Below are 23760 nucleotides of genomic sequence, written 5' to 3'. Positions count from 1 at the left end.
CCCCGAGGCGAAGTTGAGGTCGGAGAACCAAGCTAAAGGGATCCCTTCGGGCCGTGGGTCTCGGTACGTCGCGTTGTGGTTACTCGACCAGCATGGCGACGGGTGCCTGGTGTCGATCAGCGTCGATCGACCATGTTGTGTCTCCCCAAAGATGGCGCGGGTGGCGATCGTGGTGAGCCTCGATTCGACGCACTACTGCTCTTCACCGGTATGTCTGCGGATATGGCCAGACAGTGGGCGTGGATACATCGCTCCAAGCAACGCCCACCAGGCACCCAATGGGGGTGGCCGGGTCTCGATACGCGGCAATGCGTCTACTCGACCAGCATGACGACGAGGACCAGGTGGCGATGGATGCCCGTGGGCCTGGTGAAAAGGTGGCGGCGGGGGGCGGGATTTTCCGCGCTGATCTGCGGATAGTGAACCGGCGCGGCAATAGATGTCTAACGTTGGTGGGAGTCGATACGCGGCCTCAGGTTCTTCCCCGAGTTGGCACTACTGGTCTGCCGATGAAGACGTGGACCCGTTATTGAGCGGCTACTCGACCCGCATTGTAGGGAGAAGGCGGCGATAGAGGGTCCTGATCGGCCGCGGCGCAATTACTCGTCTGGAATGGATTCGAGCACTCGTTCAGAACTCAGCAGCCACTCGACCAGGAGCGTACGCGCAGCGGACCGTTTCACGTGAAACGGTGAAGGTCAGGAGGCAGCGATCTTCGCGAGGGTGGAGTAGACGTCGCCGAGGTAGCGGCCGGATGCCTCAATGGCCTGGGGAACGAGTGAGGTCTCGGTCATTCCGGGAAGGACGTTCGCGTCGAAGAACCAGGGGAGTCCAGCGTCGTCGATGATGAAGTCGAGCCGCGACAGGTGGCGGAGTCCCAGCAGTTCGTGGATCGCAACGGCCACGCGGGACACCTCCTCCGTGATCTCCGGCGAGATCCGCGCCGGCGTGTAGAAGTGCGTCTCCCCCGCGTTGTAGCGCGCTTCGAAGGTGTACTGGCCCGCGACGGGTGCGATCTCGACAGGCGGCAGGGCGAAAGGACCGTCACCGAGGTCGAGAACACCGACGGAGACCTCGGTCCCCTGGATCTGCTGTTCGATGAGCACGACGTCGCCATAGGTGTACGCCTCGACCATCGCTCGCGGGAGCTGCGACGACTCCGTCACGATGCTGACGCCCTGGGCCGAACCGCCCTGAGCGGGCTTCACCACGAGGGAGCCCGGCAGGTGCGCCTCGACCTGCTCCAGAATCCCGGCGGCTCCGAGCTCGCGGAAGGTCTCGCGGGGGAGGGTGACGGAGCTCGGGGTCGAGAAGCCCGCGCGAGCGACGAGCGTCTTCGCGGTCGGCTTGAACCAGGCCAGGCGCGCCGCGTCCGTCTGCGAGCCGACGTAGGCGAAGCCAGCCGCCTCGAGGAGCCCGAGGAGCGCACCGTCCTCACCGCTCGCCCCGTGCACCGCGGGCCAGACGACGTCCGGACGCTTCTGCAGGAGCGTCGAGAGGAGGCCGGCGTCCGGTTCGTGCAGGGAGACGCGGTGGCCCATCGCGGAGAGACGATCCGCCACGCGACGGCCCGACCGCAAGGAGACGTCGCGCTCGTGGCTGATGCCACCGCTGATGACGACGATGTCGAGTGTACGGTCGAGCACAGAGAAATCGGTCATGACCAGGGCTTTCTTATCGAAGGAGCGGTGTCAGGAGACGTTCGGCGGCAGGACGGCGTCACGCTTGCTCGCGTCGGCGCTGCTCAGCCGGCCCGTGCCCGCGAAGGTCGACAGCAGATCGAGCTCCCCGTTGATGACCGTGGCGAGGCGGCGGATGCCGTCACCGATGCGCTCCGGCGTCGGGTAGCAGAACGAGAGGCGGATGTTCTGACGTCCGTCTCCGTTACCGTAGAACGCAGTGCCCGGCGTGTACGCGACGAGCTCCTTCACTGCGCGCGGCAGCATCGCCTTGGAGTCGAGCTCCTCGGGCAGCGTGACCCAGACGTAGAAGCCGCCGTTCGGGTTCGTCCAGCTGAGGCCGGGCAGATGGGTCTGCAGGCCCTTCAGCATCGCTTCCTTCCGCTCGCGGTAGACGCCGCGGAAGGTGTCGATCTGTCCGCGCCAGTCGGCCGTCTCGAGGTACTTCGAGATGACCAGCTGGCTGAAGGACGACGGACTGAGGACGGCCGCCTCGTTGGCGAGGATCAGCCGCTCGCGGATCGCGTGCGGAGCGAGAGCCCAGCCCACCCGGAAGCCGGGAGCGAGCGTCTTCGAGAACGTGCCGAGGTAGATCACTCCGTCCTCCTCCAGCGAGCGCATCGCCTTCGGCGGGACGTCCTCGAAGTAGAGGAGGCCGTACGGGTTGTCCTCGAGCACGAGGATTCCCTCGGACTTGCAGATCTCGAGGATCTCGACGCGGCGCTCCCAGCTGAGGGTCACGCCCGCGGGATTGTGGAAGGTGGGGATCGTGTACAGGAACTTGATCGTCTTGCCGGCGGCGCGCACGCGGGCGATGTGCTCGCGGAGGGCGGCGGGGATGAGCCCGTGCTCGTCCATCGGGACGTGCTCGACCTCGGCCTGGTACGACCGGAAGATGACCATCGCCGTGACGTAGCTGGGGCCCTCGGAGAGGACGACGTCCCCCGGGTCCAGGAACAGCTTCGAAACGAGCTCCAGGGCGTGCTGAGAGCCCGTGGTGACCACGATGTCGTCCGCGCTGGCGGAGATGCCCTCGAGGGCCATGACGTCGAGGATCTGCTCGCGCAGGACGGGGACGCCCTGGCCCGACCCGTACTGCAGCGCGACGGGCCCCTGCTCCCGCATCACGGTGTCGATGGCGCCGGTCACCAGGTCCTGGGGGAGCGCGGACACGAACGGCATGCCGCCGGCGAGCGAGACCACTTCGGGGCGTGACGCGACGGCGAACAGGGCTCGGACCTCGCTGGCGGCCAGACCGGCCGTGCGCTCCGCATAGGAGTTGTACCAGGGGTCGAGGTTGGTGCCGCGGTTGGTCACGATGGTTCCGCTTCGCTCGGTGGACAGGGTCTCTCCGGCCGGAGCCGGGTGGATCCACAGTACCGGCCGGTCCTGTGCTGCGGCGGGGCGGTCGGGCGCCACCGCAGGGATCGTGGCCTGCGCCCCAGCAGCTGTTTCACGTGAAACAGCCCGGAACAAGGAGAGCCCCCGTCACGACGTGACAGGGGCTCTCGGAGACCGCAGAGGGCGGTCAGGAGTGCGAACTCAGAGGAACGCGGCCAGGTCGGCCTCGAGGGCCGGCTTCGGCTTGGCGCCGATGACGGTCTTCACGACCTCGCCCTTCTGGTACACCTTCATCGCCGGGATCGACGTGATCTGGTACTTCGCGGCGGTCTGCGGGTTCTCGTCGACGTTCAGCTTGACGATCTCGATCTTGTCGCCGTGCTCGGCCGAGATCTGGTCGAGGATCGGTGCGACCATGCGGCAGGGGCCGCACCACTCGGCCCAGAAGTCGACCAGGACGGTCTTCTCGGAGTCGAGGACGTCGGACTGGAACGATGCGTCGCTGACGCTCTTCGCGGTGGACATGGTGTTCTCTCCTTCACGAGTCGGCGGGCTGCCGGCTCCGATGTGCGATGACCGGACGGTCAGCGGGTGATGAGCTCGGCCCGGGGTGAGCCTTCGGTGTGGGCGGTGCCATCGGCGAGCGAAGCGAGGTAGTGCTCCGCGTCGAGGGCGGCGACCGTTCCGGATGCCGCGGCGGTGACGGCCTGACGGTAGGTCGGGTCGATCACGTCGCCGGCGGCGAAGACGCCGGGAACGGAGGTCTGGGAGGAGCGGCCGACCACCGAGATGGTGCCCTCGGTGGTGAGGTCGAGCTTGCCGTGCACGACGTGCGTGCGCGGGTCGTTGCCGATCGCGATGAACAGGCCGTCGAGGTCGAGCTGGGACTCGGTGCCGTCGACCGTGTCGCGCAGCTTCACGCCGTCCACGTGGTTCTCGCCGGTGATGCCGGTGACCTCGGCGTTCCAGATGAACTCGATCCTGTCGTTGTCGAAGGCGCGCTTCTGCATGACCTTCGAGGCGCGGAGCGAGTCCTTGCGGTGGATCACGTAGACCTTCGCGGCGTGCTTGGTGAGGAAGGTCGCCTCCTCCATGGCGGAGTCGCCTCCGCCGACGACGGCGATGGTCTTCCCCTTGAAGAAGAAGCCGTCGCAGGTGGCACACCACGAGACACCGTGTCCCGACAGGCGGTCCTCATCGTGGAGGCCCAGCTTGCGGTAGGCGGATCCGGTCGCGACGACGACGGTCTTCGCCTCGATGCTCTCGCCGGAGCCGAGATGGACGGTCTTGATCTCACCCTCGAGATCGAGGGAGGTGACGTCGTCGTAGAAGGTCTCGGCGCCGAACTTCTCGGCCTGCGCCTGCATCGAGGTCATCAGCTCGGGGCCGAGGACGCCGTCGGGGAAGCCGGGGAAGTTCTCGACGTCCGTCGTGTTCATCAGGTCGCCGCCGATCTCGACCGACGAGGCCACGACCACCGGGTGCAGCTCGGCGCGCGCCGCGTAGATGGCGGCGGTCCAGCCGGCGGGGCCGGATCCGATGATGACGATGTCGCGCACGGCAACTCCTCGGGGTCTGTACGAGCGGTGACGGATGGGGCGGGAGCCGGGCACCCGGAGCCGGTCGCTCGAATCGTTCCGCGGCTCCGTGGGCTACAACACATCCTAGGCGGGCACTATTCCGCGGGCCCGGGAGTGCCGGTCGCGCCATGCGCCGCTCGATGCAGCAGCCCAGGAAATGCGATCTGACCTGGCTTTTACCGGAGCAGCATCAGCGGCCGAGTCGGCGGATCACCGGAGCGAGGACGGCGCGCAGCTCCGGTACCCGGAGGAACCAGAGGACCGCGAAGTAGACGAGCGCCATCACGGTGCCGATCGCGGCCATCGAGAGCAGCGGCTCCAGGTAGTTCGAGACGGCGAAACCGCCCGCGCGCGTGCCGCCGAGGGCGACCAGGACGCCGTAGCCGGCGGCGGCGGAGGGCACCGCGGCGAGGACGAACTGCGCGAGCCTGACGAGGATCCGCCTGCCTCCGCGGCCGCCGAGCCGGCGGCGCAGGAGGAGGGCCGCCACGAGGGCCTGCACGCAGATGCCGAGCGAGGTCGCAGCGGCGATGCCGACAGCGGTGCGGTCGGCGGGGAGCCGGAGCACGATCAGGTACCCGGCGACCGCCACGACGACCTGCACCAGGGTGAACAGGAACGGCCGCGCTCCGTCGCTCAGGGCGTAGAACGCGCGCTGCATGATGGCGATCGAGGAGAACAGCGGCAGGGCGATCACGTAGGCCATGGCGATCGCTCCGATGGCCTGCGCGTCCGCGAACGAGTCGGTGAAGACGGAGCCGAACGGCACTGCGACCACGACGATCGCGGCGGCGGCGAAGACGAGCATCATCAGCACCAGGCGGAGCGAGGTGGAGACGTCCGAGCGGAACTCCTTCATCTCCCCCCGTGCGGTGTGGCCGCTCATCTTGGTGAAGTAGGCCATGGCGATCGAGATCGCGATGACCGAGTGGGGCAGCATGAAGATCAGCCACGCCTTCTGCAGCGCCGCGGCCGAGGGCCCCTCGCCGGACGCGGTGGAGGAGACCTGGCTCTCGACGATGCCGGCGACGATGGTCAGCAGCACCGTGGCGAACGACCACAGCGACATCCGCCCGGCCGTGCCGAGGCCGACGCCCCGGAAGCGGAAGTCGGGGCGGTAGCTGAGGCCGACCCTCCGCCAGAAGATCATCAGGAACAGCGACTGGACGACGATTCCCAGTGTCGCGCTCCCGCCGAGGAGGGTGACCATCGCCGGGGACCACGAGTCGACCGGACGGTTCCCCTCCGGATCGGCGCCGAACAGCACCATGAAGGCGACGAGCCCGGCGATCACCACGACGTTGTTCAGCACGGGCGCCCAGGTGAAGGGGCCGAACGAGCCGCGGGCGTTGAGCACCTCGCCGAGGATCGTGAAGAGGCCGTAGAAGAAGACCTGCGGCAGGCACCAGAACGCGAAGGCGACGGCCAGCTGGTACTGCTCCGGTCCGTAGCCGGGCGCGTAGAGGCGCACGAGCAGGGGAGCGAGGACCGTGGCGGCGATCGTGGTCACCAGGAGCAGGCCGAGCGCCAGGGTCAGCAGGCGGTTGATGTAGCCGCGGCCGCCGTCGGCGTCGAGGCCCGCCCGCACGATCTGCGGGACGAGGACGGCGTTCAGAGCGCCGCCCGCGATGATCGAGTAGATCGTGTTGGGGAGCAGGTTCGCCGTCGTGAAGGCGTCCGCGCCCGGCGCGACCGCGGCTCCGATCGTGTTCGCCATGACGATCGACATGATGAAGCCGAGGATCCGCGAGACCATCGTGCCGGAGGCGAGGACGGCGCTCGCGCGTCCGAGGGAGAAGCTAGCCACGCGGGTCCGATCGCTGGTCGTCGAGATCGGGCTGGACCTCGAGCACGGCGTTCGGGTCCTCCTCGTCCTCAGGGGTGTCGCCTCGACGGCGACGGCGGATGTTGCGGAGGATGCCGGCTCCGAAGACGACGACGAGCGCGATCCCGATGACCAGGGTGCCGACGGTCTCCCAGTCGGCGCGGACGCTGGTCGTCATGCCCGTGGGGGTGCCGATGGGGACGCCCTGCGCCGAGGTCAGCTGCAGGCCGAGGCTCGTCTCGCCGTTGCCGACCCGGGCCTTCACGGGGATGAGGACGCGGCCCTGCGAGCGGGCGTCGATCTCGGTGGTCTCGATCGCCTCCTCGTCGATGTCGAGGACGGCGTTCGAGGTCGAGGCCTGGATGCGGACGGCGATCGGCCAGGGGAGCTCGTTGCGGACGTACACGGGGATGCTCGAGTCGCGGGAGACCTGCAGGATGCTGCCGGTCGCGTCGATCGACACCAGCGAGAGCGTCCGGTCGGCCTCGGTCATGGCCGCGCCGACGGCGTCGCCCCAGCCGCTGCCGTCTCCGCGCCAGGTCACCGAGAGCAGCGCCAGCACGTCGTTGCGGCTCTTGCCCGAGAGCAGCTCCGGCTCCTGCAGCACGGAGGAGAACGCCTCGACCTCGGAGCCGGCGTCGAGCAGGTCGCGCACCCGGTCGAGCCGCGACTCCGACTCCGGCGAGTCGACGACGCTCGCGCCCTCGGTCGCGGGGACGGCGAGGGCGGTGGAGAGGGCGACTCCGCGGGCCCAGGGCAGCGACTCGATCGCGTCGAGGGTCTCGGAGAGGCGCGCGGCGCCGATCGCCGAGCCGCGGCCGAGGGTGAGCACGACGTCCGGCGCGGTCCCCTCCTCCTGCACCTCGGCGAGATCGGTGGCGATCTCGGACATGCGGGCGCGCCACTCGGTGTCGTCGGTGGCGGTGGCGGCCGCGTCGAACGCCTCGGTGAGGCGCGAGTCGGCCACGACCAGGTCCGAGTCGCCGACGGTGGCGCGCGAGGTCGTGGTCACCTCCTCAGGCAGCAGGAGACCGGAGGAGGGGACGACCGTGCGGTTCATGCCGCTGGCCGCGTAGACGTCGAGGTCCGACCCGCGGAGGGTGCCCTCGTCGGGCCAGGCGACGCTGCCGAGGGAGGTGCTCCAGTCGGAGGCGAGCAGCGACTCGGTGCTCGGACGCGCCGGCAGCTCCTCGGCCGGCTGGTCGGAGTCGACGGCGACCGTGGGCGCCGGGCTGGCGGTGCCGGGGACCGCGGCGAAGCGGGTGTCGTCGATCGCGTACTCGAAGGAGGTGGGAGAGAGAAGCGCGAAGAGCCCGGCCTGCGCCTGGGCCGAGACGTCGGCGTCGGCGTACGGCAGGGCGAAGCGCTCGTTCGGCACGGACTGCAGCCGGTCGAGCCAGTCGAGGGCCGACTCCGGAGCGGCGCTGCCGAGAATGCGGATCGAGGCGAGGATGCGCGGGTCGACCCCGATCGTGACGCCCTTCCCCGCGACCGCGTCGAGCTGCCGGGTGAGGGTCCCCGTGCCGTCGGTGTAGTCGGCGAGGGCCTCGGCCGAGAGCAGGCCGTCGGCCGTGTCCGGGACGGTGAGCGGGACGAGGACGCTGACCCCGGTCTCTCGCTCCGGGACCGCCGCGTCGTCGGTCAGCTCGACGGCCGTGCGGGCGGTCGAGACGACACCACCCGGACCGGTGACCGTGACGAGGACGGCGTGGGTGCCGAGCGCGGTCCGGTCGTTGGAGAAGGGGATCTGGTCGACCGGCACGGTGAGGCCGGCCTCGGCGGTGCTGGAGGGCAGCAGGCGCAGCTGGGCGGTCGCACGGACCGGGTCGGTGTCGTTGTCGGCCTCGGCGTCGAGCCAGTCGTGCAGCTCCGCGCGGGTGTCGAGGGTGGCGTAGGAGAGGGCGACCGTCACGTCGGCGCTGTCGATCGCCTCGGTGGTGCCGTTGCGCACGGCGATCGAGAGCTCGAGGTCCTGGCCGGGCCGCAGGACGCCGTCACTGCCGGCCCCGGCGGTCGTGGTGACGGTGCCGGGAGCGGGCGTCGAGGTCGCCGTCGCGGCGGCGACCGGGGCCGCGAGGGCGGGGGAGGCCACGCCGGTCAGGCCGAGCGCGAGGGCGGCGGCACCTGCCGAGCGGAGCAGGAGGAGGGCCGCCCGCGAGCGGCGGGAGCGGAGGGAGGGGTCGCGCCGATGCATCGGACTCACTCGGCCTCCATGCGGGTGATTCTACGGGCAGCCCTCCTCGGGGCAGGCGGTGCGTCCGCTGTGCAGGCGGTTCCCCCGCGTAACCCCCTGGCACGGTCACCCGCTGCCGGGACACCCCCCGCCACTAGGATCGTGCGAATGCACAGCGTCCAGACCGCTCTCGAGACCCTCCGCGCGCTCGCGGGGACGCCCACGGTGGCGCGGCTGGCGGAGGCGTTCGCAGCCCAGGGCCACGAGCTCGCGCTGGTCGGCGGCCCGGTCCGCGACGCCTTCCTCGGCCACGGCGTGCACGACCTCGACTTCACCACCTCCGCGCGCCCCGACGACATCGTGCGGATCGTCGCTCCGATCGCCGAGGCGCACTGGGACATCGGCCGGGCCTTCGGCACGATCGGCGCTCGCGTGGCCGGCGAGACGGTCGAGATCACGACCTACCGCAGCGACAGCTACGACGGGGTGAGCCGCAAGCCCGAGGTCGAGTTCGGCGACTCGCTCGAGGGCGACCTGGTGCGGCGCGACTTCACGGTCAACGCGATGGCGCTGCGGCTCCCGGAGGTCGTCCTCGTCGACCCCTCGGGAGGAGTGGAGGACCTGCTCGCCGGCCGGCTGCGCACCCCCTCCCCCGCCGACCTCTCCTTCGGCGACGATCCGCTCCGGATGCTCCGCGGCGCGCGCTTCACCTCGCAGCTCGGCTTCCGCACCACCGACGAGGTCGAGTGGGCGATGGCCGAGCTCGCCGGCCGGATCGACGACGTCTCGGCGGAGCGCGTGCAGGAGGAGCTGCGGAAGCTCCTCGCGACCGCCTCGCCCCGAGCCGGCCTGGAGCTGCTCGTCGACACCGGTCTGGCCGGTCGCTTCCTCCCGGAGCTGCCCGCGCTGCGCCTGGAGCAGGACGAGCACCACCACCACAAGGACGTCTACACCCACAGCCTCACCGTGCTGGAGCAGGCGATCGCGCTGGAGGAGTCGCGGCACCCCGGAGCCGCCCCCGACGTCGTGCTGCGGCTCGCCGCCCTCCTGCACGACATCGGCAAGCCGGCCACGCGGCGTCTCGAGCCGGGCGGAGCGGTGAGCTTCCACCACCACGACCTGGTCGGCTCCAAGCTCGCGATCAAGCGGATGCGCGCGCTCAAGTTCGACAACCAGACGACGAAGGACGTGGCCCGCCTCATCGAGCTGCACCTGCGCTTCTTCGGGTACACGGACGGCGCGTGGACCGATTCCGCGGTGCGCCGCTACGTGACCGACGCCGGGCCGCTGCTCGAGCGGCTGCACATCCTCACCCGCGCCGACGTGACCACGCGCAACCGCCGCAAGGCCGACCGGCTCGCGCACGCCTACGACGACCTCGAGGCGCGCATCGCGGAGCTCGCCGAGAAGGAGGAGCTCGCCTCCAAGCGCCCCGACCTCGACGGCACGCGGATCATGGAGATCCTCGGCCTCGCCCCGGGCCCCGAGGTCGGGCAGGCGTACCGGTTCCTGCTGGAGCTGCGGCTCGAGGAGGGTCCGCTCGGCGAGGAGGTCGCGACGCAGCGGCTCCGCGAGTGGTGGGCGTCGCGCTGAGGCGCTGAGCCGGGCCCCGTGCCCGCCTCGCCCTGCGCCCGGGATGGTGCGCCTCGAGCGGATCCGTCCGGCGCGTCGCGGCGGTCCTGTTGTAGTCTGTACAGGTTGTCCACGACCAGACGCACTCGCGTCCGCGGGAGTGGGCAGATGCTACATACCCTCCTGTCACGGAAATACCGTGGCCGTTCAGTCCGAAGGAGGTGGGTTAGTGACGCATCAGTACGAGATCATGGTCATCCTGGACCCCGAGATCGATGAGCGCACCGTCGCTCCGAGTCTCGACAAGTTCCTCAACGTCATCCGCACCGATGGTGGATCCATCGACAAGGTCGACGTCTGGGGCCGCCGTCGTCTGGCGTACGAGATCAACAAGAAGTCCGAGGGCATCTACGCCGTCGTCGACTTCACGTCGACCTCCGCCGCAGCGAACGAGCTCGACCGTCAGCTGAAGCTGTCCGAGGCCGTCATGCGCACCAAGGTGCTGCGGGCCGAAGAGGGCATCGCCCAGGTCGCTGCCGCCGCGAAGCTCGCCGACGAGAAGGCCGCCCGCAAGGCTGCCAAGGCCTCGGCCGCTCCCAAGGCGTAGCGCTCATGGCCGGCGAGACGATCATCACCGTGGTGGGGAACCTCACCGCCGACCCCGAGCTGCGCTACACGCAGGGCGGGCTCGCGGTCGCGAACTTCACCATCGCCTCCACGCCGCGCACCTTCGACCGTCAGGCGAACGACTGGAAGGACGGCGAAGCGCTGTTCCTCCGCGCCTCCGTCTGGCGCGAGTTCGCCGAGAACGTCGCAGGAACGCTGACCAAGGGCAGCCGCGTCATCGCGACCGGCCGCCTCAAGCAGCGCTCCTACGAGACGAAGGAAGGCGAGAAGCGCACCAGCATCGAGCTCGAGATCGACGAGATCGGGCCCTCGCTGCGCTACGCGACCGCGCAGGTCACGCGCGCCTCCGGTGGAGGCGGACGCGGCCAGGCCGGTGGCGGCCAGGGCAACGGCGGTCAGATCGGCGGCGGCCAGGGCGGCTTCGGCGGCGGCGGTCAGGGGGGCTCCGGCAACGCCGGCGGCAACCGTGGCGGTCAGGCCGAGGAGCCGTGGGCGCCGAGCGCTCCCGCCGGTGGCGACGTGTGGAGCACGCCGGGCAGCTACAACGACGAGACGCCGTTCTGAGCCTCGGCTCGGACGCTCTCCTCACCTGAATCACGCCTCCCCTGCACCGCGATCGCTCGCGGCGGGGCAGGGGCGAACCAGAATCTAAGGAAACCACTATGGCTGGAAAGAGCAGCGGCGACCGCCGCAAGCCGATCCGCGGCAAGGGCGCGAAGAACGCGGCCCCCGCGAAGTCGGTCCGCGTGGGTGTCATCGACTACAAGGACGTCGCGACCCTCCGCAAGTTCATCTCGGAGCGCGGGAAGATCCGCGCCCGTCGTATCACCGGCGTCTCCGTTCAGGAGCAGCGCCTCATCGCCCGTGCCGTCAAGAACGCCCGCGAGATGGCGCTCCTGCCCTACGCCGGCAGCGGAAGGTAGGTAACGGTATGTCCAAGGTCATCCTGACCCACGAGGTCGACGGACTCGGCTCGGCCGGCGACGTCGTCGACGTGAAGAACGGGTTCGCCCGCAACTACCTCATCCCGCAGGGCTTCGGCGTCGCGTGGACCCGCGGTGGCGAGAAGCAGGTCGAGCAGATCAAGTCGGCGCGAGCCGCTCGTGAGCACAAGACCATCGAAGAGGCCCAGCACACCAAGCAGGTCCTCGAGGCCAACCGCGTGAAGCTGACGGTCAAGGCCGGCAAGGACGGCCGCCTGTTCGGCTCGGTGAAGACCTCCGACATCGCGAACGCGGTGGCGGCGGCCGGATTCGGCGAGCTCGACAAGCGCAAGATCGTCATCTCGAACGCGATCAAGCACGTCGGCGAGCACGAGGCCGTGGTGCGTCTGCGCGACGACATCCAGGCCACTGTGAAGCTGCAGGTGGTCGCGGCCAAGTAAGGCCGCGAGAACGCCGCGGAGGGCGGTGCGACGGGACTTCCGAGTCCCCTCGCACCGCCCTTCGTCGTTCCCGTTCTCCACAGCTCCATCCACATACACCCTCCGGCGGGACCAACCTTCACTGTGGTCTTGAGACTCTTTTCCCCACACACCTGTGGAAAGCAGGAAATGCCTGGTCAAGAGCCGGAAAAAACTTGCTGAGGGCCGCTGATCCCACAGGGTTGTCCACACGTTGCCCACAGTGGGCCCGGCGTTTCCCCTCGGTTCTGCACAGCTCTCTCCACAGGGCGGTTTGCGTGCCGCGGGCGGCGGTCCGTAGGGTGGCGCAGCGCCCCGCGAGGGGTGCGGGCAGGCGCCCGTGCGCCGCTGTCGGAGGTCGCTGGTAGACCGGATCCCGGCACCGGCTCGACCGGACGCGCAGCACCCGACAGGAGGAGGCGAAGGCATGACGATCGCGCACCTGGCGGTACCCGGCTCGGAAGGACGGGACGGTCGCGGAGACCGCGGCGAGTCGCGCGGGAACGAGCGGACCCCTCCGCACGACCTCCTCGCCGAGCAGTCGGCGCTGGGTGGCATGCTGCTCTCGAAGGACGCGGTCGCCGACGTCGTCGAGAGCGTCAAGGGCACCGACTTCTACATCCCCAAGCACGAGATCGTCTTCGACGCGATCCTCGCCCTCTACTCGCACGGTGAGCCGACCGACGTCATCGCGGTCACCGACGAGCTCACGAAGCAGGGCGAGCTGCAGCGGGCCGGCGGCGCCGACTACCTGCACACGCTCACCTCGATGGTCCCCACCGCGGCCAACGCCGGGTACTACGCCTCCATCGTCGCCGAGCGCGCTCTGCTGCGCCGCCTCGTCGAGGCGGGCACCCGCATCGCGCAGATGGGCTACCAGGGCGAGGGCGAGGTGCTCGACCTGGTCAACACGGCGCAGGCCGAGATCTACAACGTCACCGGCTCCGAGACGGCGGAGGACTACGTCCCGCTGACCGACGCGGTGACCGTCGCGATCGACGAGATCGAGGCGGCCGCTCACAAGGACGGCAGCTTCACCGGCGTCCCCACCGGCTTCGCCGACCTCGACGACCTGACCAACGGCTTCCACGCCGGGCAGATGATCATCGTCGCCGCGCGCCCCGCGCTCGGAAAGTCGACGCTGGCGCTCGACTTCGCCCGTGCCGCCGCGATCAAGCACAACATGGCCACGATCTTCTTCTCCCTCGAGATGGGGCGCAGCGAGATCGCGATGCGCCTCCTCTCGGCCGAGGCGTCCGTGCCGCTGCAGCACATGCGCAAGGGCACGGTCGACCAGCGCGACTGGACGACCATCGCCTCCACCCGCGGCCGGATCAACGACGCGCCGCTCTACATCGACGACTCGCCCAACATGACCCTCGTCGAGATCCGGGCGAAGTGCCGCCGGCTCAAGCAGCGGGTCGGGCTGAAGATGGTCGTCATCGACTACCTGCAGCTGATGACCTCCGGCAAGAAGGTCGAGAGCCGCCAGCAGGAGGTCTCGGAGTTCTCGCGTGCCCTCAAGCTCCTCGCGAAGGAGCTGCAGGTGCCGGTCATCGCGCTCTCGCAGCTGAACCGAGGCCCCGAGCAGCGCGCCGACAAGCTCCCCGCCATCTCGGACCTCCGCGAGTCCGGCTCGATCGAGCAGGACGCCGACATGGTGATCCTCCTGCACCGCGAGAGCGCCTACGAGAAGGACAACCCGCGCGCGGGCGAGGCCGACCTCATCGTCGCCAAGCACCGCAACGGCCCGACCCGCACGGTGACCGTGGGCTTCCACGGCCACTTCTCGCGCTTCGCCGACATCCCGGCGGTCTGACGTGACAGGCGCCGCTGCCGTTCCCGAGCCCGTCGACGTCCCGCTGGGCGGCGGGTCGATCCGCCTGGGCCAGTTCCTCAAGTTCGCGGGGATCCTCTCGGGCGGCGAGGCCAAGGAGGCGGTCGCCGAGGGGATGGTGACCGTCAACGGCGAGGTGGATCTGCGCCGCGGGCGCCAGCTCGCCGTCGGCGACGTCGTCGGGTTCGATCGGAACCGCTTCCGCGTCTGCGAGTGAGGGCGGCCGCCCCTCGGCGGTGCGATCGGCCGAGACGCCGCGGAACGGATGAGACGCCGCTCAGAGGCGGCCGCGTCGGCGTGTTGAGCGGTGGCTCGGCGCACACTGGCTCCTGGACATCCCGGGACGACAGGAGACGCGCGTGCAGCTCGGCATTCACTTCATGAACTTCACCCTTCCGGGCGGAAGCGCGGGGATCGCGCCGATCCTCGGAGCGACCGCGCGGACGGCCGAGGACGTCGGCTGCGCCTGGTTCACGCTGATGGACCACTACTTCCAGATGGAGCACTTCGCGACGAGCGAGGATCCGATGCTCGAGGGCTACACCTCGCTCGGCTTCGTCGCCGGCCGGACGGAGCGGATGCGGCTGGGGCTCCTCGTCACCGGCGTGACGTACCGCCATCCGGGACTGCTCGCGAAGATCGTCACCACCCTCGACGTGCTCTCCGGCGGGCGCGCGATGCTCGGCATCGGCGCCGCCTGGTACGAGCGCGAGCACCTCGGGCTCGGCGTGCCCTACCCGCCGCTGAAGGAGCGGTTCGAGCGGCTGGAGGAGACGCTGCGGATCTGCCGTCAGATGTGGAGCGATGACGACGGGCCGTTCGAGGGGACGCACTACCGGCTGGCCGAGACGCTGAACCACCCGGCGCCGATCCAGCAGCCCGGCCCGCCCATCCTCATCGGCGGCGGCGGAGAGAGGAAGACGCTGCGGCTGGTCGCGCAGTACGGCGACGCCTGCAACCTGTTCGGCACCGGCGCGGACGACGTGGCGCACAAGCTCGACGTGCTGAAGCGGCACTGCGACGACCTCGGGCGCGACTACGCGACGATCACGAAGACCATCACCGGGGGCGGCGATCCGATCGGCGACCCCGACGGCTTCGTCCGCGCGATGGAGGAGTACGCGGCGCTGGGGATCGACCACGTGCAGCTGGCGCCGGCCGGGCCGGATCCGGAGGGGTACGTCGCCCGGCTGGGCGAGGGCGTGATCGAGCGGGTGGCGGCTCTCGGCTGAGGGCTCCCGGGCCGCGCGGCACCCGGACCGGCGCCGGTGCCGCGGGCGTCACCGCTGATCCGCTCCGCCGGCCGGGTCCGCCGTCACCGGCGCGAGGACTCCAGTGGCGGCCATGTCCCGGGTCGGGGGACGCCGTCGGCGGATCCTGCCCCCCCGTCAGGGTCGCGGCGTAGACGCGGGCGAGGAGCGCGACCTACGGTTCGAGCCTCCCACCTCGGGTTGTTGAGCTCACGCTGACGTGGGCAGATCGCTGGCCTCATGCCGCACGTGTCCTCTCGCACCTCGCTCCGCCGTCATCGGCAGGACCGCAGAAGAGGGGCGATCGGGACGGGTGTCGTCCTCGCCGTCGTGGGCGCCGCGCTCTTCGCCGGCGTCTCGGCGCAGGCGGCCACTGCTCCCGACCTCGGCACGGCGGAGGACTACTCGGTCCTGGCCGCGTCGACCGTGACGAACACGGGGTCGAGCGTCCTGGACCAGAGCGTCGGGGTCAGCCCGCTGACCGCCGTCACCGGGTTCCCGCCCGGACGGACGGACGGAGTGATCCACCGCGGAGACGCGGAGGCGGCTCAGGCCCAGGCCGACGTGGGCACCGCCTACGGACAGCTCGCCTCGCAGGCGACGACCGCGCAGATCGGCGCCGAGATCGGCGGCAGCACGCTGAAGCCCGGGGTCTACACCGCGGCCGGACCGGTCGGAGTGACGGGGACGCTCACGCTCGACGCCGAGGGCGTCAACGAGGCGGTCTTCGTGATCCGCGCCGCGTCGACGCTGACGACGGCCTCGTCGAGCACGGTGGCCCTGATCAACGGAGCGCAGGCCTGCAACGTCTACTGGCAGATCGGCAGCTCCGCGACGCTCGGCACCGACTCGGACTTCGTGGGCTCCGTGCTCGCCTCGGCCTCGATCACGGTGACGACGGGCGTCTCCGTCGAGGGCCGCGCACTGGCCCGCACGGGAGCGGTCACGCTCGACTCCAACGACTTCACCGAGCCGGGCTGCGAGCCCTCCGACGGCGGACCGTCGCCGACGGCTACGCCGACCGTGACGCCGACGGTCACGCCGACCGTGACGCCGACCGTGACGCCGACGGTCACGCCGACCGTGACCCCGACGGTCACGCCGACCGTGACGCCGACCGTGACCCCGACGGCACGCCGACCGTGACGCCGACCGTGACCCCGACGGTCACGCCCACCGTGACGCCGACGGTCACGCCCACCGTGACGCCGACGGTCACGCCGACAGTCACACCGACCGTGACGCCCACGGTCACGCCGACGGTGACCCCGACCATCACGCCGACCGTGACCCCGACGGTGACCCCCACCGTCACGCCGACCGTGACGCCGACGGTCACACCCACTGTCACGCCGACCGTGACTCCCACCGTCACCCCGACGGTGACTCCCACCGTCGTGCCGACGGTGACTCCGACGGTGACTCCCACCGTCGTGCCGACGGTGACTCCGACGGTGACTCCGACGGTGACTCCGACGATCGCGCCCACCGTGGCTCCGACGGTGACTCCGACGATCGCGCCCACCGTGGCTCCGACGGTGACTCCGACGATCGCGCCCACCGTGGCTCCGACGGTCACGCCGACGACCACGCCGACGGTGACCCCGACCGTGGCTCCGACGGCGACTCCCACCACCACGCCGACGGCGACCCCCACCCCCACGCCGACCGCGACGCCCACGGCCTCGCCCACTCCGACCGCGACCACAGCGCCGCGACCGGCGCCCTCCTACGCCGCGGTCGTTCCCGTGTCCGGGTCGAACGGTCCCCGCGGTCCGGCTCTCGCCTCGACCGGAGTGGACGCCGCAGCGACGGCGACCGCCGGAGTGCTGGGCCTGCTCGCCCTGCTCGCCCTGCTCGGCGGCGGTCTGATGCTCCTCACCCTCCGACGCCGCGGTGAACGCACCGGGAGCTGATCCCGGCTGATCACCGGCAGCTGATCACCGCCAGGCCGTGCGCCGGACTCCCGAGGGGTCCGGCGCACGTCTGCGCCCACGATCGCGCTCCGCCCGTCCCTCCGGTGTCCTCGCCGATGCGCGCTGGCCCGCTCGTGCGTCGAGACGCCGCTCCGAGCGTCGGGACACCGCTGAGCAGGCGGTGTCCTCCGCGTTCTCGCGGAGGGCGGGGGCGTCAGCCGGAGGACTCCCGCGGCACGAAGCGGACGGGCATGGCCTGCACGCCCGCGGTCGGACGTCCGTGGATCGCGTTCGAGAGCTCCTCCGCGGCGGCGCGGCCGAGCGTGTCGAGCATCATGTCGATGCTCGAGAGCGGCGGGCGGGCGGCCTCGACGAGGAGGTCCCAGTTGTCGAAGCCGACGACGGCCACGTCCTGCGGAACCCGCCGACCGGTCTCGCGCAGGTGGTCGAGGGTGCCGCGGGCGATCTGGTCGCTCGCGCAGATGATCGCGTCGAGGTCCGGATGCGCGCGCAGCAGCGTCTCGGCGCACTGGCGGCCCCAGCTCTCGGACCACTGCCCGAAGAGGACGCCGCCGCCGACCAGCGGCAGCCCCGCCTCCGTCAGCGCCTGCTCGACGCCCCGGGCGCGGTCGTGGGCGGCGGTGTAGCTCGGCTCGCCGTTGACGAGGGCGATCCTCGTCCGTCCGCGCTCGATCAGGTGGCGGGCGGCGAGGACGCCGGCCTGCACGTTGTCGGGCGTGAAGGAGGAGTCGCGCGGATCCTCCGAGGGCGCATAGGCGTAGACGACCGGCACCGGGATGGTGCGCGTGATCGAAGGGCGCGGGTTCGTCGTCCGGCCGAGCACCACGATCCCGTCGACGCGCTTGGCGAGCAGATTCTTGATGTGGTGCTGCTCGCGGATCGAGTCGCCGCGGGCGTCGCAGAGGAGCACCGACGTCGATCCTGCGCCGAACGCGTCCTCGGCGCCGAGCAGCACGGGGAGCACGAAGCGGTTGTCGAGATCGTTGGTGAGCATCCCGATGGTGCCCGTGCGCCGGGAGTTGAGGGCCTGCGCGAACGGGTTCGGGGTGAAGGAGAGGGCCTCGGCGGCGTCCAGCACGCGCTGGCGGGTCTCGGCGCGCACCTGGTCGCGGCCGTTGAGCGCCTTGGAGGCGGTGGCGATCGAGACGCCGGCGGCGGCCGCCACGTCGGTGAGCGTGATGGTGCCGGTGGGCTTGCGTGGTGGCACCGCGCCTCCGTTCCGGGCCCGGCGGGCCGCCGCGTCGATCCTCGCACGACTCCGGCGAAAAACCGAAAAGACCGAAAAGGTCGCATCTCTTGACGCGCTGACCGCCCCTGCTTAGGTTTACCCGACAGAAAGTAGTTTCGGCCCGGCGTAGACGATCGGGACGACTGCCGAGGAATCCATCAACGACGAAGGGATCATCCGTGAAGACGAGGAAGCACGCTCGGGGCCTCGCCGCCGCCGTCCTGCTGGGGACGGCCGCCGCCGCACTGACCGGCTGCGCGAGCGGCTCCGGGGGAGACTCCGGCTCCGCCGCGGGAGGCAGCTACACGTTCTGGGACCCGTACCCCCAGTTCGACGAGTCGTCCGACTGGGCGAAGCTCATCGACTCCTGCGGGACCGAGGCCGGCGTCACCGTCGAGCGCACCGGCTACGACACCACCGACCTGACCAACAAGGCGCTGCTCGCCGGCCAGCAGGGCAACTCGCCCGACCTCCTGCTCGTCGACAACCCCGTGGTCTCGACGCTCGCGGAGTCGGGCATCCTGACCACGACCGCCGAGTCCGGGCTCTCCACCGACGGGATCGACGCGAACATCCTCGCGGCCGGCCAGACCGGCAGCGACACCTTCGGCGTGCCGATCGGCGCCAACACGCTCGCGCTGTACTACAACAAGGCCGTGCTCGAGAAGGCCGGCGTGGACGCCGCCTCCATCACCGACTGGGCCGGGCTGACCGACGCGCTCGAGGAGGTCACCGCCTCCGGTGGCAAGGGCATCACGTTCTCCGGCATCGGCACGGAGGAGGGGACCTTCCAGTTCCTGCCGTGGTTCTGGGGCTCCGGCGCCGAGCTGACCGACCTCGACTCGCCCGCCGCGGTCGACGCCGTCTCGCTCTGGAGCGACTGGCTGGAGAAGGGCTACGCGCCCAACTCCGTGATCGGCAACACGCAGACCACGAGCTGGCAGGAGTTCGAGACCGGCGAGTACGCGTTCGGCGAGAACGGCACCTGGCAGCTGGCCAACGCGAAGGCCTCGGGCATCGACTACGGCGTCCTGACCATCCCGTCGAAGGACGGCGGAGCGGCCCCCGCACCGACCGGAGGCGAGTTCCTCACCCTCCCGGTGCAGTCGGACACGGCGCGCTACGAGACCTCGAAGCAGATCGCCGAGTGCCTGACCTCGACGGAGAGCCTGGTCACGACCGACAACACGCTCTCGTACATCGCGCCGACGGCCGAGGCGCAGCAGGAGCAGGTCGCCGGCAACGCCGACCTCGAGCCGTGGGTCACCGCCGTGCAGGCCGCGAAGGGCCGCACCTCGGACGACCTCGGCACGAAGTACCCGAAGATCTCGGAGCAGCTGTGGGGCGCGGTGCAGACCGTGCTCAGCGGCTCGCAGTCTCCCGAGGACGCCCTGAAGGCCGCCCAGTCGGCCGCCGAATCCGCCACGAAGTAGGACGACCGGGGGCTCCCGCTCCCCGAACGAGGTCCCCCCGGCCGGTGCTCCGCGCACCGGCCGGGGGGACGGGAGAGACCATGACCACTGCCACCGAGACCGCCCGCCTCCTGCGGCGCGGCACCGAGCCGCCGGCCCCGCCCGCCCCGGCCGCCGAGAGCCGTCGGCGCCGCCGGCGCCCCGAGGGCGGCCGCCTGGTCGCGTGGGCGTTCCTCGCCCCGCTCGTCGCCTACCTGCTCGTCTTCTACGCGTTCCCGCTCTACCGCAACCTCGAGCTGAGCCTGAAGGACTACACGGTCCGCTCGTTCGTGCAGGGGAACGCGCCCTTCGTCTGGTTCGACAACTACGTCCAGGTGTTCCAGGACGCGACCTTCGGCCCGGCGCTGCTGCACACGGCGGTCTTCACCGGCGTCTCGCTCCTCTTCCAGTTCACGCTGGGGCTGGCGCTCGCCGTGTTCTTCTACCGCCGCTTCCCGCTGGCGAGCACGCTCCGGGCGCTGTTCCTGGTGCCGTGGCTCCTGCCGCTGATCGTCTCGGCCTCGACCTGGTCGTGGATGCTCAACAGCGACTCCGGCATCGTGAACGCGTTCCTGGAGTCGTTCGGGATCGGCCAGATCAACTGGCTCACCTCGCCGACCACCTCGCTGATCGCGGTCCTGATCGCGAACATCTGGATCGGCATCCCGTTCAACCTGGTGATCCTCTACTCCGGCCTGCAGAACATCTCGCAGGACCTCTACGAGGCGGCCTCGCTCGACGGCGCGACCGGCGCCCAGCAGTTCTGGCGGATCACGCTGCCGCTGCTGCGGCCGGTGTCGGCGATCACGATCCTGCTCGGCCTCGTCTACACGCTGAAGGTGTTCGACATCATCTGGATCATGACGAAGGGCGGCCCCGCCGACTCCTCGACCACGCTCGCCACCTGGACGTACCAGCTCGGCTTCGGCTCGATGCTGCCCGACTTCGGACCGGCCGCGGCCGTCGGCAACCTGCTGATCATCCTGGCCCTCGTCTTCGGCCTCGTGTACATCCGGGTCCAGCGGAAGCAGGCCGACTCGTGACCGCCCGCCGCCCCTGGTACCTGACGGTGGTCGGGATCGCCCTCACGGCGGTCATGCTGTTCCCCGTCTACTGGATGATCAACGTCTCCCTCACTCCGACCGGCTCGATGCGGAAGGATCCGCCGGACTGGTTCCCGTTCTCGCCCACGTTCACTGGCTACCAGGCGGTGCTGAGCGAGCAGCTGCCCTACCTGGGCACCAGCCTCGTCGTCGGCCTCGGCACGGTGCTGCTGACCGTGGCGATCGCCGCTCCCGCCGCCTACTCGCTGGCGAAGCTGCGGCCCCGCGGCGGGCAGGCCCTCTCGTTCGTGCTGCTGATCGCGCAGATGATCCCGGCGATCATCATGGCGATGGGCTTCTACGCCATCTACCTCAACCTGGGGCTGCTCAACTCGATCCCGGGCCTGATCGTGGCCGACTCCACCATCGCGGTGCCGTTCGGCGTGCTGATCTTCACGGCCTTCATGTCGGGGATCCCCGACGAGCTCACCCAGGCGGCCCGGATGGACGGAGCGAGCGCCTGGCGCACCTTCACCTCGGTGATCATGCCGATCAGCCGCAACTCCGTCGTCACCGTCTCGCTGTTCGCGTTCCTCTGGGCCTGGTCGGACTTCATCTTCGCCTCGACGCTCGACAGCGGCGGGAAGCTCCAGCCGATCACCCTCGGCATCTACAAGTACATCGGCAACAACAACCAGGAGTGGAACTCGATCATGGCGACCGCCGTGGTCGCCTCGCTCCCGGCCGCCGTCCTCCTCGTCGTCGCCCAGCGGTACGTCTCGGCGGGAGTCACCGCCGGCGCCGTCAAGGACTGACCCGTCCCTCCAAGGAGACACCGTGACCCTCACCGCCCCCACCGCCACCGCCCTCGGCGGCCCGGTCGCCCCCTCGCGGAGCGTGCTCCGGCCGCTCCGCCAGGACGAGATCAGCCTCACCGGCGGCTTCTGGAAGCACTACCAGGACCTCAACTCCTCCGCCGTCATCGAGCACTGCCGCTCGTGGATCGAGCGCGTCGGCTGGGCCGGCAACTTCGACCGCGCGGCCGACGGCTCGATCTCGTCCGCCGAGGGCGGCGACGCGCACGCGGGCATCGAGTTCGTGGACTCCGAGGTCTACAAGCTCCTCGAGGCCATGGCCTGGGAGCTCGGCCGGAGCGACGACGCCGGGCTGCAGGAGCGGTACGACGACCTCGTCTCGCGGGTCGCCTCCGCCCAGGACCCGGACGGCTACCTGCACACGAGCTTCGGCCGGCCCGGCCAGCGTGCGCGCTACTCCGACCTGGAGTGGGGCCACGAGCTGTACAGCTTCGGGCACCTGATCCAGGCCGCCGTGGCGCGGCTCCGCACCGGGCACGACGACCTCCTGCCGCAGGTCGCCCGGCGCCTCGCCGACCACGTGCACCGCGAGTTCGGGCCCGAGGGGAGGGTCGCCGTGTGCGGCCACCCCGAGATCGAGCCGGCGCTCGCCGAGCTGGCGCGGGCGACGGGGGAGGAGCGCTACCTCGAGCTGGCCCGCCTTTTCGTGGAGCGGCGCGGGACGGGGACGCTGAAGCCGATCGCGTTCGGCGCCGAGTACTTCCAGGACGACGTGCCCGTGCGCGACGCGGAGGTGCTGCGCGGCCACGCGGTGCGGGCCCTCTACCTCGCCTCCGGGGCTCTCGATGTCGCGGTCGAGACCGGCGACGCCGAGCTGGAGGAGGCGGTCCGCCGCCAGTGGGAGGCGACCGTCGAGCGGCGCACCTACGTCACGGGCGGGATGGGCTCGCACCACCAGGACGAGGCGTTCGGCGCCGACTACGAGCTGCCGCCGGATCGCGCCTATGCCGAGACCTGCGCGGCGATCGGCTCCACGATGCTCAGCTGGCGGCTCCTGCTCGGCTCGAACGAGCACCGCTACGCGGACCTGATGGAGCGGACGCTGCTGAACGCGGTGCTCCCCGCCACCCGCGACGACGGCCGCGCCTTCTTCTACACGAACACGCTGCAGCAGCGCGTCGACGGCGTGGCGCCGGACGAGTCGCGCGAGACCGACCGCGCGCAGTCCAGCCTCCGCGCGCCCTGGTTCTGGGTCTCGTGCTGCCCGACCAACACCGCCCGCACCCTCGCGAGCGTCGAGCTCGGCTTCGCCACCGCCACCGACGAGGGCGTGCAGCTGCACCAGTACGGCGCGTACGAGGTGCGCACCGGAGGCGTCGCGCTGCGCGTCGAGACGGAGTACCCGGCCGACGGCGAGATCGTCGTGCGGATCCTCGAGGACGCGGAGTTCGCGCTGACACTGCGGGTCCCTCCGTTCGCGCGGGGCTCGGCGCTCCTCGACGGCGAGCCGGTCTCGACGCCGACCGTCACCGTCCGCCGGGCGTTCTCCGCCGGCGACACCGTGCGGCTCTCGCTGCCGACGACGGCCCGCTTCGTCGCCCCGCACCCCCGGATCGACGCGGTGCGCGGCCAGGTCGCCCTCGAGCGCGGGCCGTTCGTGCTCGCGATCGAGTCGCTCGACCTGCCCGAGGGCCTGGACACCGAGCACATCGCGGTCGACGCCTCGGTGCCGCCCGTCGTGACGGCGGAGGGAGCGCGCGTGACCCTCGTGGCGCGGGAGGCGGCTCCCGGCTGGCCCTACGGTTCCGTACCTGTGGAGGAGGGGCGCCGCTTCGAGGCGGAGTTCCGGCCGTACCACCGCTGGGCGAACCGGGGACCGTCGACGATGCGGATCTGGACGCCGACGGCCTGACGGGCACCGCTCGCGAGAACGCAGGAGTCGTCGCACTCGAGCGCGAGTGCGACGACTCCTGCGGAGTGGCTGCCGTTGCGGCGCCTCG

At 70.6% G+C, this 23760-nt stretch carries 22 protein-coding genes; 14 read left to right on the top strand and 8 right to left on the bottom strand.

Annotated features, from left to right (window positions below; all coding sequences use genetic code 11):
* Nucleotides 1–698: 698 nt before the first annotated feature.
* From C5C30_RS03385 to C5C30_RS03360, 6 genes are all read right to left on the bottom strand, one after another.
* Nucleotides 699–1661, bottom strand: a complete 963-nt coding sequence (locus C5C30_RS03385) for an ATP-grasp domain-containing protein (RefSeq protein WP_104333187.1) — start codon at nucleotides 1659–1661, stop codon at nucleotides 699–701.
* Nucleotides 1662–1691: 30 nt separating this feature from the next.
* On the bottom strand, nucleotides 1692–3023 hold the full coding sequence (locus C5C30_RS03380; RefSeq protein WP_374952920.1) for a PLP-dependent aminotransferase family protein: 1332 nt from the start codon (nucleotides 3021–3023) through the stop codon (nucleotides 1692–1694).
* A 198-nt stretch (nucleotides 3024–3221) separates the two neighbouring features.
* On the bottom strand, nucleotides 3222–3545 hold the full coding sequence (gene trxA / locus C5C30_RS03375) for a thioredoxin (protein WP_104333186.1): 324 nt from the start codon (nucleotides 3543–3545) through the stop codon (nucleotides 3222–3224).
* Between the two features lie 59 nt (nucleotides 3546–3604).
* Nucleotides 3605–4579 carry a thioredoxin-disulfide reductase gene (gene trxB / locus C5C30_RS03370; RefSeq protein ID WP_104333185.1) on the bottom strand — a complete coding sequence of 325 codons (975 nt, stop codon included), beginning with the start codon at nucleotides 4577–4579 and terminating at the stop codon, nucleotides 3605–3607.
* Between the two features lie 211 nt (nucleotides 4580–4790).
* Complete coding sequence (gene murJ / locus C5C30_RS03365; RefSeq protein WP_258065775.1) at nucleotides 4791–6407, bottom strand: murein biosynthesis integral membrane protein MurJ; 1617 nt, start codon at nucleotides 6405–6407, stop codon at nucleotides 4791–4793.
* The gene (locus C5C30_RS03360; RefSeq protein ID WP_104333184.1) at nucleotides 6400–8619 is read right to left on the bottom strand and encodes a DUF6049 family protein; all 2220 of its coding nucleotides are present in this window, start codon (nucleotides 8617–8619) and stop codon (nucleotides 6400–6402) included. The genes murJ and C5C30_RS03360 overlap by 8 nt, the downstream gene beginning before the upstream one ends.
* Nucleotides 8620–8766: 147 nt before the next feature.
* Here C5C30_RS03360 and C5C30_RS03355 point away from each other — a divergent pair, with 147 nt between their 5' ends.
* From C5C30_RS03355 to C5C30_RS03315, 9 genes are all read left to right on the top strand, one after another.
* Nucleotides 8767–10191: a CCA tRNA nucleotidyltransferase gene (locus C5C30_RS03355; RefSeq protein ID WP_104250244.1), complete on the top strand. Its 1425-nt coding sequence runs from the start codon at nucleotides 8767–8769 to the stop codon at nucleotides 10189–10191.
* A gap of 208 nt (nucleotides 10192–10399) precedes the next feature.
* A complete protein-coding gene (gene rpsF / locus C5C30_RS03350) occupies nucleotides 10400–10777 on the top strand; it encodes a 30S ribosomal protein S6 (RefSeq protein ID WP_068207796.1) in 378 nt (125 codons plus the stop codon).
* 5 nt (nucleotides 10778–10782) lie between these two features.
* Nucleotides 10783–11361 (top strand): single-stranded DNA-binding protein, encoded by a 579-nt coding sequence (locus tag C5C30_RS03345; RefSeq protein ID WP_104222691.1) that lies wholly within the window; start codon nucleotides 10783–10785, stop codon nucleotides 11359–11361.
* Nucleotides 11362–11459: 98 nt separating this feature from the next.
* A complete protein-coding gene (gene rpsR / locus C5C30_RS03340; RefSeq protein ID WP_055784551.1) occupies nucleotides 11460–11720 on the top strand; it encodes a 30S ribosomal protein S18 in 261 nt (86 codons plus the stop codon).
* 8 nt (nucleotides 11721–11728) lie between these two features.
* The gene (gene rplI, locus C5C30_RS03335; protein ID WP_104222692.1) at nucleotides 11729–12181 is read left to right on the top strand and encodes a 50S ribosomal protein L9; all 453 of its coding nucleotides are present in this window, start codon (nucleotides 11729–11731) and stop codon (nucleotides 12179–12181) included.
* 445 nt (nucleotides 12182–12626) lie between these two features.
* Entirely contained in the window at nucleotides 12627–14018 is a 1392-nt protein-coding gene (gene dnaB / locus C5C30_RS03330; RefSeq protein ID WP_104260882.1) for a replicative DNA helicase, read from the top strand.
* A 1-nt stretch (nucleotide 14019) separates the two neighbouring features.
* Entirely contained in the window at nucleotides 14020–14253 is a 234-nt protein-coding gene (locus tag C5C30_RS03325) for an RNA-binding S4 domain-containing protein (protein ID WP_104247028.1), read from the top strand.
* A gap of 142 nt (nucleotides 14254–14395) precedes the next feature.
* Entirely contained in the window at nucleotides 14396–15268 is an 873-nt protein-coding gene (locus C5C30_RS03320; protein ID WP_181127373.1) for an LLM class F420-dependent oxidoreductase, read from the top strand.
* A 267-nt stretch (nucleotides 15269–15535) separates the two neighbouring features.
* Nucleotides 15536–16432 (top strand): ice-binding family protein, encoded by an 897-nt coding sequence (locus tag C5C30_RS03315; protein WP_258065774.1) that lies wholly within the window; start codon nucleotides 15536–15538, stop codon nucleotides 16430–16432.
* Here the strand turns inward: C5C30_RS03315 and C5C30_RS17525 are convergent.
* Nucleotides 16383–16994 carry a hypothetical protein gene (locus C5C30_RS17525; RefSeq protein WP_181127374.1) on the bottom strand — a complete coding sequence of 204 codons (612 nt, stop codon included), beginning with the start codon at nucleotides 16992–16994 and terminating at the stop codon, nucleotides 16383–16385. The two genes, C5C30_RS03315 and C5C30_RS17525, sit on opposite strands and share 50 nt — an antisense overlap.
* Nucleotides 16995–17034: 40 nt before the next feature.
* Between C5C30_RS17525 and C5C30_RS17520 the strand changes: the two genes are divergently transcribed.
* Complete coding sequence (locus C5C30_RS17520; RefSeq protein ID WP_181131438.1) at nucleotides 17035–17202, top strand: hypothetical protein; 168 nt, start codon at nucleotides 17035–17037, stop codon at nucleotides 17200–17202.
* 214 nt (nucleotides 17203–17416) lie between these two features.
* Here the strand turns inward: C5C30_RS17520 and C5C30_RS03305 are convergent, their stop codons facing one another.
* Nucleotides 17417–18430: a LacI family DNA-binding transcriptional regulator gene (locus C5C30_RS03305; protein WP_104237753.1), complete on the bottom strand. Its 1014-nt coding sequence runs from the start codon at nucleotides 18428–18430 to the stop codon at nucleotides 17417–17419.
* Between the two features lie 200 nt (nucleotides 18431–18630).
* On the opposite strand from C5C30_RS03305, the gene C5C30_RS03300 reads away from it, so the two are divergent.
* The 4 genes from C5C30_RS03300 (at nucleotide 18631) to C5C30_RS03285 (ending at nucleotide 23672) form a co-directional block, all read left to right on the top strand.
* Nucleotides 18631–19884, top strand: a complete 1254-nt coding sequence (locus C5C30_RS03300) for an extracellular solute-binding protein (protein ID WP_104262569.1) — start codon at nucleotides 18631–18633, stop codon at nucleotides 19882–19884.
* Nucleotides 19885–19964: 80 nt separating this feature from the next.
* Nucleotides 19965–20945, top strand: coding sequence for a carbohydrate ABC transporter permease (locus C5C30_RS03295; RefSeq protein ID WP_104247032.1), 981 nt, complete (start codon nucleotides 19965–19967; stop codon nucleotides 20943–20945).
* Complete coding sequence (locus C5C30_RS03290) at nucleotides 20942–21760, top strand: carbohydrate ABC transporter permease (protein ID WP_104222699.1); 819 nt, start codon at nucleotides 20942–20944, stop codon at nucleotides 21758–21760. Before C5C30_RS03295 ends, C5C30_RS03290 begins: the two co-directional genes overlap by 4 nt.
* 22 nt (nucleotides 21761–21782) lie before the next feature.
* A complete protein-coding gene (locus C5C30_RS03285) occupies nucleotides 21783–23672 on the top strand; it encodes a glycoside hydrolase family 127 protein (RefSeq protein ID WP_104333183.1) in 1890 nt (629 codons plus the stop codon).
* Nucleotides 23673–23760 lie beyond the last annotated feature (88 nt).

Source organism: Rathayibacter sp. AY2B5, assembly GCF_002931645.1.
Classification (GTDB): domain Bacteria; phylum Actinomycetota; class Actinomycetes; order Actinomycetales; family Microbacteriaceae; genus Rathayibacter.
Note: the sequence above shows the minus strand (reverse complement) of the source record. Positions and strands in the feature narration are given on the sequence as shown.